Source organism: Paraburkholderia sp. GAS206C (assembly GCF_050435645.1).
Lineage (GTDB): Bacteria > Pseudomonadota > Gammaproteobacteria > Burkholderiales > Burkholderiaceae > Paraburkholderia > Paraburkholderia phenazinium_B.
The window spans coordinates 70056-84947 of sequence record NZ_JBNDKR010000005.1; the positions used below are offsets into that span (position 1 = coordinate 70056).

The following is a 14892-nucleotide window of genomic DNA, read 5'->3' on the forward strand; positions in this document are numbered from 1 at the left end:
TGTCATAGACCCGGGCGTCTGACGCTCTCACGAAAAAAATTTTAATTGCTATGCAAATCAAGACATAACCGTTAGTAGTCCGACAGACATCGGGGATATCACCATCGGTTTATCCATGCTGCGCGCACCTCATACATGGAGTGCGTGTGGAGACGCTTGCGCGCAGCGTTTCGGCGGAATACGGCGCATCGACGCCGCGAACCGCGGGGAGAGGTCCATAAAACCACTCTCCGCATAACAACGTGTGGCCTTACTGACAAGTGTGAGGGGTGAGATGAAGCAAAGGGCATTGGCGATTGCCATCAGAAGAATAATTTGGGCTGAACTAGCGTTGTCCACGGCGATCGCCGTTCCGGCATTCGCGCAAAGCCAGCCGGCGACGCCGGCAGCAGCGGCGTCGGGCACGGCTGCAGCAGCCGCTCCGGCGGCAGCATCGGGCGCTACAGCGACGGGCGGCAAGAACGTCAAGCAACTGCAGACGTTCCAGGTGACAGGTTCGCTGATCCGTCAGGCGGACAAGACCGGGTTCAATCAGGTCCAGGTCATCAACTCGAAGGAAATCCAAGATTCGGGTGCGAAGGACGTGTCCGATTACATGCGCCAGATCTCGGCCAACTCGGCTAATAGCTGGGGAGAGTCCACCTCCGACAGTTTTGCTGCAGGCGGTTCGGGCATCGCACTGCGCGGCCTCAGCGAAAAATACACGCTGGTGCTCGTGGACGGTCAGCGCGTCGCGCCGTTCGCATTTGCCGTCAACGGTTCAGACCAGTTCTTCGACCTGAATACGTTGCCGCTAAACGTGGTAGACCGGATTGAAGTGGTGAAGACGGGTGCTGTATCGCAGTACGGTTCGGACGCTATCGGCGGTGTGGTCAACATCATCACGAAGCATGACTTCCAGGGCCTGCAACTCGACGGCAGCATTGGCGGCGCCACGCAAGGCGGCGGCGGCACGACCAAGTTCGGCGTCCTCGGCGGCTTCGGTAACCTCGCGTCGGATGGCTTCAACGTCACTGCGACCGCCAGCTATTACAAGTCGAACGGCTATACGCTTGCCGATCGCGACACGACCGAGAACCAGGACTTCAGCAACAAGCCGTTTGGCGGCAGTATCCAGCAACCGTCATACCTCCTGAACCCCAACACGGGTGCAGCGACGCCTTACGGCTGCGCGACTTCTGTGCCGGCTGGCAACAGCATTATTGCGTCACAAACTGGCGCAATCAGTAGCGGCAACGTGTGCCTGAAGAATACGGCTGAAGACGTTTCGATCGAGCCGATGACCGAGCGTCTGAACGCTAAAGTTCACGCCGACTTCAAGATCAACGACACGACGACCGCCTACGCCGACCTTTGGGAAAGCAACAACACGACCACCACAAACGATGGCCCAGTAGTCGTCGGCAACGGGCTTGCGTACAGCCCGACCACCAAGACCGTCAGCCCTCTCAGCTTTACCGTTCCGGCCAACAATCCGTACAACACGACCGGCGTAGCGCAGGAACTGTTTGGCTACCTCCCGACCACGTATAGCTCGACCACGGATTCGAATTTCTGGCGCGCTGCAATGGGCTTGAAGGGCAGCTACGAGCTCGGCAAGCAGGACTGGGACTGGAATGTGGGCTACACCCATTCTATGAGCACGGTGAGCAACACGCTCGGCAGTGTGATTAACCCGAACGCCCTGCAGACTGCGCTCAACAACGGCACGCTTAACTTCGTGAATCCGTCGGCTACACCCGGTGCGCTGAACAGCATCCTGACGACGGCCGACAACCTCGGTATTTCCAAGCTCGACGCCTTCGACGCAACGCTGGCAACGCCAAACCTGTTCCATCTGCCGACAGGCGATGTGGGCCTCGGTCTCGGTGCACAGTTCCTGCACGAAAGCGAACTGATCGAGGAAGGCGGCAACTACCTGAGCGGTAACGTACTGAACCCGAACCTCCAGGAAGTGGCCGGTGAGCGTAATGTGGCGGCCGTGTATTACCAGGTCGATGTGCCGTTGATCGACAAGATGCTGACGTTCAGCCAGTCGGGCCGTTACGACCACTACAGCGACTTCGGCGGTGCGTTCTCGCCGCGTTTCGCCCTGCGCTTCCAGCCGATCCAGCAGTTGACCACCTACGCTTCGTACACCCGTGGCTTCCGTGCACCGGAATTCCTCGAGAATACGAATTCGTCGAACATCGGCATCATGCCGATCGGTCCGAACGGTCAGGACGAAAACGTTATTACCAAGGGCAACCCGGCGCTGCAACCGGAACGCACGAAGAACTACAACATCGGCTTCGAACTGTCGCCGACGCGTACGACTGACATCGGCTTCGATTGGTACAAGATTCACGTCGACAAGGCGATTGGCACCCAGCTCGATCCGTCGGCCACGGTCTTCAATGCGGACGGCTCGATCGCGTACATGGTCAACACGTACGAGAACCTGGGTTCGTTCGATACGGACGGCTTCGAAACGACGTTCTCGCAGTCGTTGCCGACCCCGGTCGGTACGTTCAAGCTGTCGGCCGACTGGGCTTATATCTGGCACTTCAAGATGAACGGCATTGGCGGCCTCGCCTCGACGGTTGATGGCGCAGGTAACGACCTGACGCTCGCTCAGCCGTTCGGCGGTTCGTTCCCGCGCTGGAAGGGCAACACGGACCTGTCGTGGAACTTCCACCAGTGGAATGCCGATCTGGAATGGCAATACACCGGGCCGTACTCGGACGCGCTGGGTCTGGACTACTCCACCGCCTCCTATAGCGTGTTCAACCTGAACGTAGCGTACACGGGCTTCAAGCACTGGACGATCTACGGTGGCATGAACAACATCTTCAACAAGGCGCCTCCGTACGATCCGCTGTGGGTCAACCAGATTGACCAGACCGGTTACGACCAGTCGCTGTACACGTACATGGGCCGTTATCTGCAGGTTGGCGCAACGTACAAGTTCTAAAGCGCAGCAAGTTCACTTTGAAGTAGTCGTCTGTTCCTCTCACGGCCGCTCCGGACTCCGGATCCCCTCCTTCGTCTCCGGAGCGGCCGTCTTTTTCTTCACAGCGAAAAGCGTGCAGGGGCGACGCGATGTAGTACCTTATTTCACGAAGGCAACACTGACCGGAGTCGGCTCGTCAACCGATTGCCCGGTGTCCGAAACCATGCCAGACACAGGGTCAATATTGAACGCATTGACTGTGCCGCTCTGCTGGTTGGCAACTAGCAGCCACTTTCCCGACGGATCGATTCCAAATCCCCATGGTTTCTCACCGCCTGCGGACGTGCGCTGAACAAGCGAAAGCTCGCCCGATTCAGGGTTGACGCTATAAACAACCAGCGCATTTTCACCGCGGTTCTCCACATAGACGAAACGTCCGTCACCGCTGATCGCAAGCTCGGCGCCGCTCTTCGCCCCCTGGAATTCCGGGCTGGTTGTCGGCACCGATTGCACTAACGTCAGGTGTCCTTGCGATGCATCCCAGCGCAGCACCATGAGATTCGCGCTCAGTTCGGTCAGCAGATAGACAAACTCGCCGCTCATACCGAAAGCGATGTGACGGGGGCCACTGCCAGGTGGAACAACGAAAGCACGTGAGTTGGACTCGTCACCTGGCGACAACGCATGAGTTGCGCGGTCAAAGCCGTAAACGAACACACGATCGGCACCCAGATCGGGGACGAGCGCATATCGACCTGACGGATCGACTGCAGCGCTATGCGCATGCGCGCTCGCCTGTCGACGGTTCGGCCCGGAACCCGTTTCCTTGATCGTCGACACGAGTGAGCCCAGGCTTCCGTCGGGGTTGACGGAGACGCTGGACACGGAACCGCTTGCGTAATTGGCGGAGAACAAGGTCATCGACGGTGCGTCCCACCCCAGATACGTGCTTCCGTTGCCCCCCGTGAGAACAGCGTTCATCTTCGTGAGCGCACCCGTCCCGCGATCCACCGCGTATGCGGTGATGCTTCCTTCTCTGGCGTTGTCGTCATCGACCGCGTAGAGAATCGGCAGATGGGGATGTACAGCGACCCATGTGGATTTAGGTCCTTCCGCAACCGGGCCGATTGCCGTCAGTTTGCCGGTGGCCGTGTCGAGGCTTAGCGCGTCGATCTGGCTCTTCTGCGTGCCCACGTAGACGAGTTCTGTCTGTGCACTGTCCGGTAACGTGGCAGCATTGTTAGGCGTGCTGTATGTTCCTGCGATTGACGCAAGCGAAACAAGCATCGCGGCAGCTCCGTACCGCGTCAGCCTGTTTCTCGGGAGAGGCTGTCTCATAGTGTGTTTTTTTAAAATTCGTTCAAAGCACGCAAACGGTCAATCATCGGTCTCGAGATCGTCGATGCGGTGACCGTGCCGGTCAAGAGTATCGGATTCGCAAGCCCGCGTCCCTGCACAAAAGTCCGATTCACTTGCACTTTTTTGATGTGCTCAGCTACAACGTGGGCTTGAGACGATGGGGTCGCGCGGAATGGAAACGAATCGCCGCGGCAGGCGACCCGGGCAAGCGAGTCGACTCGACCGCTGGCAAAAAAGGGGGTCCGGTGCTGGCGTCATAGACGCTCCAACGGCACCATGAGTTCGCTTACTGCGAAACGACCTTGCGATGAGGCTGCTGCCGGGCAGCGACGCGAAACTGGCTCGGCGCTTGTCCGACTTCCCGCCGGAAGAAACGCGTAAAGTACGCGGCGTCCGCGAAGCCAAGCCCAAAGGCGATCTGCTCCACCGACATGTCTCCGAAAATGAGGTTACGCTTTGCCTCGGTAATAATGCGCGCGTGGATCATTTTCGTAGGACTTTGCTCAGTAGCGGAGGCACATGCTGCACGCAATTGCACTAGGGACACGGCCATCATTGATGCGTAGTCTTGCAGTTGCAGGTTCTCGCGGAAATGTTCGTCAATCAGTTTGCGGAACCGGTCGACCTGGCGGACATCGTTGCGTGTTGCACTTTCGTTGCCGGTTTCTTCCAGGCGTGTTTCGCGTACCAGCATGAGCAGAAGACTCGTCAGCAATGCTTCTGTGCCCACCACATGACCAACCGCGTCCGACTCGACCTCGTGCTTGAGGCTCTTGATCAGGTTGCAGAACTCGATTCCCGCCTCGGCCGAATAGGAGAGCGGGATCATCCGGGGCGCCGCCCAGAGCGAGATGAACTCCTGAAGTTTGGCGTTAACCTGGGTCAGATATGCCACCTCGATTGTCACGACCCATCTGTCCACATCGATTTCATAGTCGAGACCGTGAACGCATTCAGTAGGCAATAGCAAGGCACATGGGCCCTCGAACGGCACGCTGCTTCCCTCGAGATTCATGACGCCGCGGCCGCTACGAACGAATATCACCTGACCATAAGCGGGATGCGCGTGGGGCTCCGTTTTCCAGCGGCCCCTGTCGGTGACATGTCCAACGTGAACAAACCAGTTCTCTTTTTCAGGGCGCTCAACGTACAGGCGGACTTTCGGAACGGTTGTCTGCTTCGCTTTGGGGACAGATTTGGGCGGGTACTTTGCCACGGTACTGTATGTCATAACGTCTCCTTGGCGGCCGTATCGATGCGTACGGCCGTCCTTGAAATTCCAGCCTCACGCGGAAGATTTCTGACGCGAATTCCGCGCAGGCCATATACCGGCGTAGAGCACCTTGGCTCTTGAAGCGATCGGCTTCGAAGCGCACACGACACAGTGGCGCACCGAGCGCGGGCCGAAGTTGCACGACACCATGACGGTTCGCGCCGATCGCGATTGCAGAAATGCTAACAGTCCCGGGGAATTTATGAAACCGCCTCTACGTTCGTTCACTGACGTTGAGAACGGATTCCAACCTGACTTCAAGCCAACCGCTCGTCGAATCTGCGGCAGTTACAGGAGGGTATTTACCAATGGCCATCCTGCCGCCGAAGGTCTTGAAGATCTTCTGCCGAGCTCGAATATCCGCTGTTTTCAGCGTATCTCGTCGCTGGAATCGCCCCGTGCAGCACGCAATCTTAACCGTCTCGCAAGATCGCGGAAACAGGGCATATTTTTCCATAGATTTCCGAAGGGGTAACTTGCGACTTACCCCCACGGGCGGCGCCGGTCTCGAGACGCGGGCGCCGCGTACTCAGAACGAATGCACCATTCCAAGCGTTACGCCGCGCGTGTTGGAACCCGGCGCGACAGTGACGCCTGCATACGAAGTACCGTTGAGGGTAAAGTCCGCTTCGTTTCGGTTCTGAATGAAACCGGTGGCCGCGTAGAGGGTGGTGGCCTTCGACAGGAAGTACTCATAGGTCAAACCAACCTGCTGCGCGTTGTTCCCCTGCCCTGTTCTGTCATGCGCATAGCCGTACATCAGCGACAGCTGGTCAGCGCTACTGAACGAGTACGAACCCGATGCCTCATAGACGTCACGCTTCTCGCTGTCGTCGGTCTGGCGCTCCGTGTGGTAGGCCAGATAAAACCGGGCAGCGCCCACGCCGAGCGAAGCCCCTGCGTTAAACACCTTCAGGATAGACGTCCCGGTTGCATTGGCCGCCTGCTCATAGCCGGCCGCCGCGCGAAACGGCCCGTTTACATAGCGGACTGCCGCGTTGTAGAACTGCAATCCGTCACTCGGTCTGGTCGTTTGATCGCGCATCGCGACCATAAATTGCGCGGTGAGGCCGTATACCGTGGGGGTGAAATAGGAAATCGCGTTATTGACCCGGATGGTCAGGCTGTTGAAATTGTTCATTGGGGACCCGATGCTCATCACTGCCATAGGGTCGAGTTCGGGGTTCATGAATATGTATTGGGGCGTATTTTGCAACCCAAAGCGCGCCTCACCAAAGCTCCCGGACAGGCCCACCCAAGCCTGACGATTAAAGGCATCCGCGGCGTTCGACGCCGCGCCGGTCGCGCCCGAGAAGCCTTGCTCCAACTGAAAGTTGACGTGAAGACCGCCGCCGATGTCCTCGCTGCCCTTCAAGCCGTATCGGCTTGCAAACAGCCCGCCGGATATGGCGCGGATCGTCGCAGGGGCAGAGCCTGGGTTCTGATATTCCACACCGTTATCGATCACGCCGTAGAGCGTGACTGACGACTGGGCGTATGCGGCATTGAAAACACATGCCGATACCGCGCCAGACACAAAAACTCTCAGCTTTTTCATGCAGTCTCCGATTTAACGTCTAGTTATTTATGTACTTCGTATGCCTAATTTTTAAAAATTGGCAGATTCCTCCAACCACATACCGTGCAGCGAAACGCGCTCAAAGCGCCGATAAGCCTGGCACTTCGGGCCACCATGTGCCAGGCGATACGAGAGGGTAAGACGAGCGAATCTGGCGGCGGCATTCATCGCGCCGAAAAGACAAGAGCGATGCTCCGTCCCATGAAAGTCTCCGTTGCTCTTTTTGAATTGGACTGCTTGGGCCGAACGCCCTTGATGAGAAATAAGAGTATTGGATGCCCGGCCGTGCGTCCCTACACAAAAACTAGATTCACTGGCATTTTTCGTCGATTGGCGGATGAAGGCGGAACGTTCCGTTTCCGCGATGACGTGGAGGTAGTGGGAACAACGTGCTGCACGTCTGAGTGGTGAGATATGGTTCGAACCGATCCATCTCATCGCGCCACGACCGCTGCAACAAAAAATGCAAGCGAATCTAGTTTTTGTGTAGAGGCACGCGCTCGACCTTCAAATACTATCCTCATCACCGCAACAAGAATTTTCTGTGTTGGATTACCCAGCGAGTTGCCGGCCGTGCGGCGCGATTGAGAGTCGAAAAACGACCACGCCGCCCATATCAACACTGATCCAATCTGGACGGAGACACGCACAACCACTTCAATCTGGCGCACCGCGCCAAGCCCTGCTATTGCCTTAGCTTCTCGTAGCAATCGTACGTCGAACGGCTTTTGACAATTTCGCCCCGAGCATCTGCCTCTCTGTTCGTCTCCAAGAAGACTAAACAGCAGCAGAGCCGATAAAAAACCATATGGAAGGAGACATGCAAAAATTATCCGTAGCTTTGCGCAAGCCGCTTCTCGGTGCAGCCATCTTCTGCTGTTTGAGCGGAGTGAGTCATGCGGAAGAGGTTATCACCGCACCGAGCGATTCCGCTCCGCCGCAAGCGCAGCCGACCCAGCAGAACCCGCAGGACCAGCAGACGCAGAGCCAACGCGCCCCTGGTACCTACAAGAACGGTGCAGCGGCTCTCAGTGCTCCGGATTTGAAATCGGCGGAACAGTTCGGCGCGCCACCTGTTTCGTGGAACGATACGTATGTCGGCTACCGTTATGGCAGCGATTTCCACTACCCCGGTGTGCCAGACAAGGTTGTGCAGAACATCGGCTATCTCTCGACCATCGGCGGTTTCAAGTACGGTAGTTACGCATTCAACGTGGACTACCTTGTCTCGAACTCCGCCAACCCGGAAGCCGGTGGACCGTCCAACGGCGGAGCTCAGGAAATCTATAGCATCGGCCGGGTCGAGTTGAGCGCCGGCAAGATTCTCGGCCACTACATGGGTTACGGCTTCATCCGCGACTTTGGTATCACCGGCGGTTACGAGTTCGGCACCAAAAACGACGCGTATGGCGAACGTGCCCGGATGCTGGTGTTCGGCCCAACCATCGAGTTCGCCGTGCCGCGTGGCTTCTGGAACATCACGGCCGGCGTTCGTACCGAGAGCAACCACAATGGCATCACGGGCGTGGACGTGCATTTCAACCCCGCGTGGCACATCGAGAGCTCGTGGCTCGTTCCGTTTCAGGCGGGGCCTGTGCCTTTGGTCTTCAAGGGCTTCGCCAGCGTGACCGGGCCAAAAGGCCGGGACGGCTTCGGCGTGCCGACTACGACAGAGTTTCTCGCTCGCGCTTCGCTGTTGGCTGATCTGGGTTCGTTTGCCGGTCATCCGCGTGTGGTCTATGCCGGTGTAGGTTACGAATACTGGTATCACATGTATGGATCGCCGACTAACGAAACGGTCGGCACGATAACGTCGGCACCGATGTTTGTAGCCGAGGTTCATTTCTAGTCAGCAGTGCTCGTGAATGCGCTCATTGGCGACCCGTCAGGCGGGTCGCCAATCGTCGTTCTGGAGAACGCTTTGATGTTGCCTGCTATCCTTTTAGAGTAATAATGCTGACAGGCATGGCGCGTCTCAGTCCGAGCAGCTTCGACCGATAAGATTGTGTATTTTTTTGAGCACGGTCGAAAAGAGAGAATTCATGGAGACGTATCAATTGAAACGACCGGCAGCCGAGAATCCCTGGAGCATTGTCGTGCTCCTCGCGCTCGGACTGCTGATTTCGTTTGTCGACCGTACGAGCCTGTCCGCTGCTCTGGCGGACAAGAGCTTCGTTCGAGAATTTGCACTGACGAGCGTCGAGCGCGGCTGGCTCAATTCAGCGGTCTTCTGGTCCTACGGTTTCGTCCAGATGCCCATGGGCTGGCTCGTCGACCGCTACGGCGTGAAATGGCCTTACACGATCTGCTTCACGCTGTGGTGCATCGCTGCGGCAGTCACTGGCCTCGTGACAACGCTGTCCGCCCTGATCATCATGCGTCTGCTCATCGGCGTGGCCGAATCCGTTGTGATTCCCGCTACCTATCGCTATCTGGCCAACAACTTCGAAGAAACCCAAAAAGGCACCGCACTAGGCATCTTTTCGATTGGCGGCAAGATGGGCCCCGCGCTGGGCGCACCGATCGCGGCCTGGATGATCGTCGCGTATTCGTGGAAGATGATGTTCATTGCGACGGGACTCGTTGGCCTGGTCTGGCTCGTGCCATGGTTGCTGATGGTCAAAAACGACTATCCGTCCAGGGAGCAACTTGCGGCAGCAATACATAGGGCTTCCTCTGTACCCCTTAAGAACCTGCTGGCGAGCCCTGTCGTCTGGGGCGGACTGATCAATAACTTCTGCTACAGCTATTTCGCTTTCTATTGCATGACCTGGATGCCAGCCTATCTGGTCGAGCAACGCGGTCTTTCTCTTGAGAGATCGGGTCTTTATACCTTCTTTAGCTTTGCTGGAATCGCGATCGTTGCGGCCATAGCGGGATGGGCTGCAGACCGGATTATCGCGCGTGGCAACGACGCCGTCGTTGTGCGTAAAGCGTTCATCGTTGCCGGCTTTATTGGTGGAACCACCGTGCTGCTCGGTGCCTATGCGCCGTCGCTCGAGATGGCGTTGTTCTGGAACGTGCTATCGCTTTCGCTGCTTGGCCTTGTCACAGCCAACAATCTGGCGCTGTGCAAGCTGACCTTGATCCCCAAGCAAGCGGTTGGATTGAACACCGGACTACAGCAGGTTGCCACCAGCCTCGCAGGTGGCGTATCGGCCAGCCTTTCAGGTTGGTTGCTCCATCTAGGCGGCAGCTATTTACTGCCGATGATGGCGATCTTCGCCTTCCTGCTGATGGGCGCAACGAGCACGCTGGTGCTGCTTCAACGTAAATGGGCGCCGAAAGTCAACGACATCGCCCTCGAACCGCCGCAGACAGAAACGCAGACTTCGATTTAGGCGCGCAGCAACGTTTGCACCCAGCGGTATGAATCAGGCCGAGCGCGGCGCTCGTGTGCGAGGACTAAAAACATAGACGATTGCCCCGACCGTGAGCGGCAATGCGGTGACCGCGAACAGCAACGCATAGACCTGAGCGGACGAAGCGTTCGCCAGCCTTGCATGTCCCGCGATCCAGCCGAAACAACCGCTAGCTAACGCCACCCCAAGGAAGACGAGACTATTGAGCAGACCCAAGGCGAGTCCCAGCCTCTCAGCAGGTGTGATCGCGCGCGCCTGTGACATGACCAACGGATGAATCGCACCTACCGAAAACAGGACACAGATCAATCCCACGCCGAGGACGCTACTGGCGCCAGGGAGAACAGCGAGCAACACGGCCGCAAGTGCCCCCGCTATAAGCCATAGCAAGGAAATGGATTTGGGCGTCCAGAGCCGAACCATCAAAGGAATGGAGAACGATGCAGCGATTCCGGCCAGGCTGGTGATCGTCATCGCGTTGCCGCGTGCCAACAGGTCAAAGCCAAACACGTCCGCCAGATAGGGGCCACCCCAGGACGTGCGAAACGTTGCACCTACCGACATCGCGAGACACGCAGGCCCCAGCGCCCAGAAGCGCCCAACTCCCGAGCGCGGTGTACCGTTCGCCACTGCGACGCGCAACGCATGCGACTCAGGATCCCGGCGCTTCACGCACAAGACGACGCTGAGCGTAGCGCAAAGCATCGCCCCCGCGGCAATCAGCAAGGGGGTTCGCCACCCTGCTTCAGCAGTGGCCCGGCTGAGCGGCCACGCTGCAAGCAATGCCCCCGCCATACCAATGGCGCTGGCGGTCGTGACCGCACTTGTCTGCCGCGGTCCAGCGCCGCTGCTGAGCACGTAGTTGAGCAGCCCCATGAAAACGGGAGCACAGCCCAACCCTATGCCGGCCTGCGCAGCAATGGCGGTCCATGGATCAGCGGTGCACGCCAGCACGCCGGCACTGAGCGTCCCTATGGCCATCAGCACCGCGGTCGGCGCACGGACGCCATAGCGGTCGAACATCAGGCCGACTGGTATTTGCGCGAACGCGAATACAAGAAAAAAGGCGCCGGCAAACCAGCCAAACATCTCCGATGAAAAACGGAAATCGGCGATGACCTGAGTCGCAATGACCGCGACGTAGCTGCGAAAAAACTGGCTCAACACGTAGCTAAAGGTCAGCGCCCAGAAGCCGTAGTCGCTCAGGAACGTTGCCGTCTGGCTACGATGCCCGGTAAGGTCGCGCCGCGTGTCGCTCATCGATGATGTCTCTGTAGGTTACCCAGACCGACATGATAAGCGTTGCCTGTAGATGTGGCCGGCAGCGTCTTCCGCCAACGACAGAACTGGTTGGCCCACGAATAAAAAAGCGCCGTGCTTCCGCACAGCGCCTTCACCACGCCGATCCAATATCCGCCCTAAGGGTTCGGAATATAAAGCGGCATCGCTTCTTCCCACAGCGTATCGGTGATCGGATGCTGATCGCTACCATCAGCGTTCATCACCCAGTTCTGGCCATCGGGCTGGAAACTGTTGTCGTACAGCGCGAGTTCATCGCGGAAGCCATACACGCCTGAGCTATACGCGATACGGCCATCGTAAGTCCAGACAGCATGGCCCTGGTTCGCGCCCGGCGTCGTCAGACGGGTCAGGCCCGTGCCATCCGGGTGGATCGTGTACACGTCATAGTGGAACTTGTTCGGATCCGCCGGGTTAACTTCCTTGCGCGTGAACAAGATCTTGCTACCGTCGGGCGACCAGCCAGGCAGGTTGTCCGGCTCGGTGGTCAAGGCCGTATCAGCGTGCGTATCCAGATCGATGATACGCAGACCCTGCACCTTCGGACTCCAGACGCGGTAGACGATCTTCTTGCCATCCGGCGAGTAGCTCGGGAAACCCGCATTGATCGAGCCATCGGTCAGGACTTCCGGCTTGCCGTTCATGCTGCCGTCGGTCTTGATCCGCATGATGCGGCCGGGGCCCATGCCACGCGTAAAGAACCAGTCCCCTACGCCGAAGGCGACCCATTGACGATCCGGCGACCAGGTCGGCTGGAATGCACCGGCGAGACCCTGCTTGATCATGACCGGATCCAGCCCGCTGTTCGCAGGATCGTAAATCCGCTGATAGCCAGTGAAGTCGGGGTTCATGATGGCAATGGAAGAGTTGACTGCCTTCTCCGTGTACACCAGTTTCTGCCGATCCAGTGACAGCTGCGGGAACACATCGATGTATCGATAGTTCCACTCCGGGTCGAAGCTATACAACGGCGTGCCATTCGTATGTGCCGGACGCATCGTGATTTTTTCGTAGACCACCTTGCTGCCGTCCGACGAATAGTGAGGCGAGCGGATACCCGAGTTGGCCGTCGAGCGGAACGTGCCAGCTGTGGTGTACAAGCCTTCGGTGTCGCCACCCTTCACGTGATACGCGATGTTGTTATCGCTGAGGTATTGCGGAAACACCTTGAAACCGGGGGTCGAGGTCAAGTCCTTTCGCTCGAGCGTGGACACATCCACCGATACCAGTTGCGAGCTAACCTTATTGATTCCTTCGGGACGGTGTGCGCCCCAGGTCGACTCCACGGGCGTTTCGTAAAAGACCACGTGCTTGCCATCGGGCGACCACGAAGGCGAACCTTCATCGAAGCCGGGATTGCTGGCAATCTTCTTCCAGTCCGAGCCATCCGGCTTGATGAGGTAGATACTGCTTTCCTGCGTGCGCTCCCAGCCGACCGGCAGATTGTGGCCGCGCCAATCGGAGCCCGTGTCGGAAGAAAGGGCGAGCCACTTGCCATCCGGGGACCAGGAAGGCCTGAAATAGCTATGCGGCTTGCTCGGATCGAATTTCAGCGCACCTGTGACGTTCTTCAGGGCACCGGTCGCGATGTTCAGCGTCCAGATGTTGACCGTACCGTAGTCCTTCTCGCCTCGGCGCGACGAAACGAAGGCGATGATATTCGGGTTCGTCGGCGAAAAAACGGCCGCATCCGAAACGCCGGGGTGATCGGTGAGCCGCTGCAAGTCCGTGCCATTCACCTTCACACGATAAAGGTTGGACTGACCGAGACCGTCGCGTTCCGATGTGAATATGATCCACTGTCCGTCTTTCGAAAACGAAGCGTGGTAATCGAAACCATCGGTTGGAAGCAGCCGGTGCTCGCCGCTACCGTCTGCATTGGAGATATACAGCTGGGATGTAACAGGCCCCACGCGATCGAGCAGCAAAGTGCCTTTCGTCGCCGCGCCTGCTCCCGTCGGCATGAGAATCCAGGCCCCCCCGATGGCCGCACAAGCCATGAGTTTCTTCAAAGACGTAGTTAGATACACAGCAAAATGCCTCCATTAATTATGCGTAGGTGAGCGGCGTGGAACCGCTCAACCGCTTGACTGCTTCTGCGCCGTACTTTTCGTCGACGCATTGTGCTTCCGTTGCTTACCTATGCATCCCGCGTCTACCCGCTGTCCCCGCAGTCGTTCAGCCAAGGCTGCCAGTAACGTCGTCGAACAGTTCGTCAACCGAGAGCCGGTGCGGAATGATCTTCTGATCGAGCGCCCAGTCGATCGCCAACTGGATCCCCTTGCGGTTCGCTTCGAGTCCGATCGGCGGGAAGATAGCCGGCACACCGCCTTCGGTGAGCGCACGGCTTTCGACGATCATCCGGTACAGTTCGCGAACCACCTCCGGGTGCTTCTTCGAAATGTCGGCGTGCACCACAAACATGTGATTGATCGGCACAACGCCCTCACGCGCAAACCAGTCTTTGGCCGCGGCTTGTGCGTCCGGCACCAGCGTGCGCACACGCGGGTCTTTCGGCATGTCCTCGCCAAGCAACGCCGCGCTTAATTCACCGTCGAGCATCATCTGCGGAATCGACGAGCCAGCGGGCAGGCGCTCGCAGTTGTTCGGATCGCGATACTCGGTGAGATGCCCGTCACCGAGCGTCATCCACGTCACCTTGTCGAGATCGACACCATATTCGTGGCGCAGAATACCGCGAATCCAGAGCGCTGTTGTCTGGGTATAGGTGCGTACACCGACTTTCTTGCCTTCGATATCTTTCGGCTTCAACTCGCCGAAGTCGATGTTGTAGCCGGCGCAATGATGCTGGAAGCGTCCCGAGATCGGCGTCGGCAGCAAGACATAGGGCTTGCCGTACGCCTTGGCCTGCAGGAAGGTGACGATGGCCAGTTCGCCCGCGTCGAACTTGTTCTCGCGAACCATCGCCTTGAAGCCGTTATGCGCCGGCGTTGGTCCGCAATAGTCGAGGTTGACGAGGTCCGACTTTACACGGCCGTCTTTCATTGCCTTCGTTACCGGATAATCGGCCAGATTGGTGCGCAGCGTCGGCACGTCGGTCCGCGTCGTTGTCATTGATGTCTCTCCT

9 protein-coding genes are annotated in these 14892 nt (G+C 58.1%); 3 read left to right on the forward strand and 6 right to left on the reverse strand.

The window, feature by feature from the left end:
* Nucleotides 1-274: 274 nt before the first annotated feature.
* Nucleotides 275-2953: a TonB-dependent receptor gene (locus tag P3T20_RS15080; protein WP_429287189.1), complete on the forward strand. Its 2679-nt coding sequence runs from the start codon at nt 275-277 to the stop codon at nt 2951-2953.
* 138 nt (nt 2954-3091) lie between these two features.
* Here P3T20_RS15080 and P3T20_RS15085 read toward each other — a convergent pair whose 3' ends face one another.
* The 3 genes from P3T20_RS15085 to P3T20_RS15095 all read right to left on the reverse strand — a co-directional run bounded on the left by P3T20_RS15085 (nt 3092) and on the right by P3T20_RS15095 (nt 7122).
* Entirely contained in the window at nt 3092-4219 is a 1128-nt protein-coding gene (locus P3T20_RS15085; protein WP_429287190.1) for a lactonase family protein, read from the reverse strand.
* 358 nt (nt 4220-4577) lie between these two features.
* Nucleotides 4578-5522 carry a helix-turn-helix domain-containing protein gene (locus P3T20_RS15090; RefSeq protein ID WP_074267226.1) on the reverse strand — a complete coding sequence of 315 codons (945 nt, stop codon included), beginning with the start codon at nt 5520-5522 and terminating at the stop codon, nt 4578-4580.
* 571 nt (nt 5523-6093) lie between these two features.
* Nucleotides 6094-7122 (reverse strand): porin, encoded by a 1029-nt coding sequence (locus P3T20_RS15095; protein ID WP_429287191.1) that lies wholly within the window; start codon nt 7120-7122, stop codon nt 6094-6096.
* Between the two features lie 841 nt (nt 7123-7963).
* Here P3T20_RS15095 and P3T20_RS15100 point away from each other — a divergent pair.
* Both P3T20_RS15100 and P3T20_RS15105 read left to right on the forward strand, forming a co-directional pair.
* Nucleotides 7964-8992: a hypothetical protein gene (locus P3T20_RS15100; protein ID WP_074267224.1), complete on the forward strand. Its 1029-nt coding sequence runs from the start codon at nt 7964-7966 to the stop codon at nt 8990-8992.
* 193 nt (nt 8993-9185) lie between these two features.
* Nucleotides 9186-10484, forward strand: coding sequence for an MFS transporter (locus tag P3T20_RS15105; RefSeq protein WP_429287192.1), 1299 nt, complete (start codon nt 9186-9188; stop codon nt 10482-10484).
* Between the two features lie 33 nt (nt 10485-10517).
* Here P3T20_RS15105 and P3T20_RS15110 read toward each other — a convergent pair whose 3' ends face one another.
* From P3T20_RS15110 to P3T20_RS15120, 3 genes are all read right to left on the reverse strand, one after another.
* Nucleotides 10518-11765 (reverse strand): MFS transporter, encoded by a 1248-nt coding sequence (locus P3T20_RS15110; protein ID WP_074267222.1) that lies wholly within the window; start codon nt 11763-11765, stop codon nt 10518-10520.
* A gap of 158 nt (nt 11766-11923) precedes the next feature.
* Nucleotides 11924-13768, reverse strand: a complete 1845-nt coding sequence (locus P3T20_RS15115) for a hypothetical protein (RefSeq protein ID WP_254368958.1) — start codon at nt 13766-13768, stop codon at nt 11924-11926.
* A gap of 214 nt (nt 13769-13982) precedes the next feature.
* Nucleotides 13983-14879 (reverse strand): phosphate ABC transporter substrate-binding protein, encoded by an 897-nt coding sequence (locus tag P3T20_RS15120; protein ID WP_074267220.1) that lies wholly within the window; start codon nt 14877-14879, stop codon nt 13983-13985.
* Between the last annotated feature and the right edge of the window lie 13 nt (nt 14880-14892).

Coding starts and splice junctions, on each gene's coding strand:
- P3T20_RS15100 (WP_074267224.1), top strand. CDS start 7,964: ATGCAAAAATTATCCGTAGCTTTGCGCAAGCCGCTTCTCGGTGCAGCC.
- P3T20_RS15120 (WP_074267220.1), bottom strand. CDS start 14,879: ATGACAACGACGCGGACCGACGTGCCGACGCTGCGCACCAATCTGGCC.
- P3T20_RS15105 (WP_429287192.1), top strand. CDS start 9,186: ATGGAGACGTATCAATTGAAACGACCGGCAGCCGAGAATCCCTGGAGC.
- P3T20_RS15080 (WP_429287189.1), top strand. CDS start 275: ATGAAGCAAAGGGCATTGGCGATTGCCATCAGAAGAATAATTTGGGCT.
- P3T20_RS15085 (WP_429287190.1), bottom strand. CDS start 4,219: ATGCTTGTTTCGCTTGCGTCAATCGCAGGAACATACAGCACGCCTAAC.
- P3T20_RS15115 (WP_254368958.1), bottom strand. CDS start 13,768: ATGCCGACGGGAGCAGGCGCGGCGACGAAAGGCACTTTGCTGCTCGAT.
- P3T20_RS15090 (WP_074267226.1), bottom strand. CDS start 5,522: ATGACATACAGTACCGTGGCAAAGTACCCGCCCAAATCTGTCCCCAAA.
- P3T20_RS15110 (WP_074267222.1), bottom strand. CDS start 11,765: ATGAGCGACACGCGGCGCGACCTTACCGGGCATCGTAGCCAGACGGCA.
- P3T20_RS15095 (WP_429287191.1), bottom strand. CDS start 7,122: ATGAAAAAGCTGAGAGTTTTTGTGTCTGGCGCGGTATCGGCATGTGTT.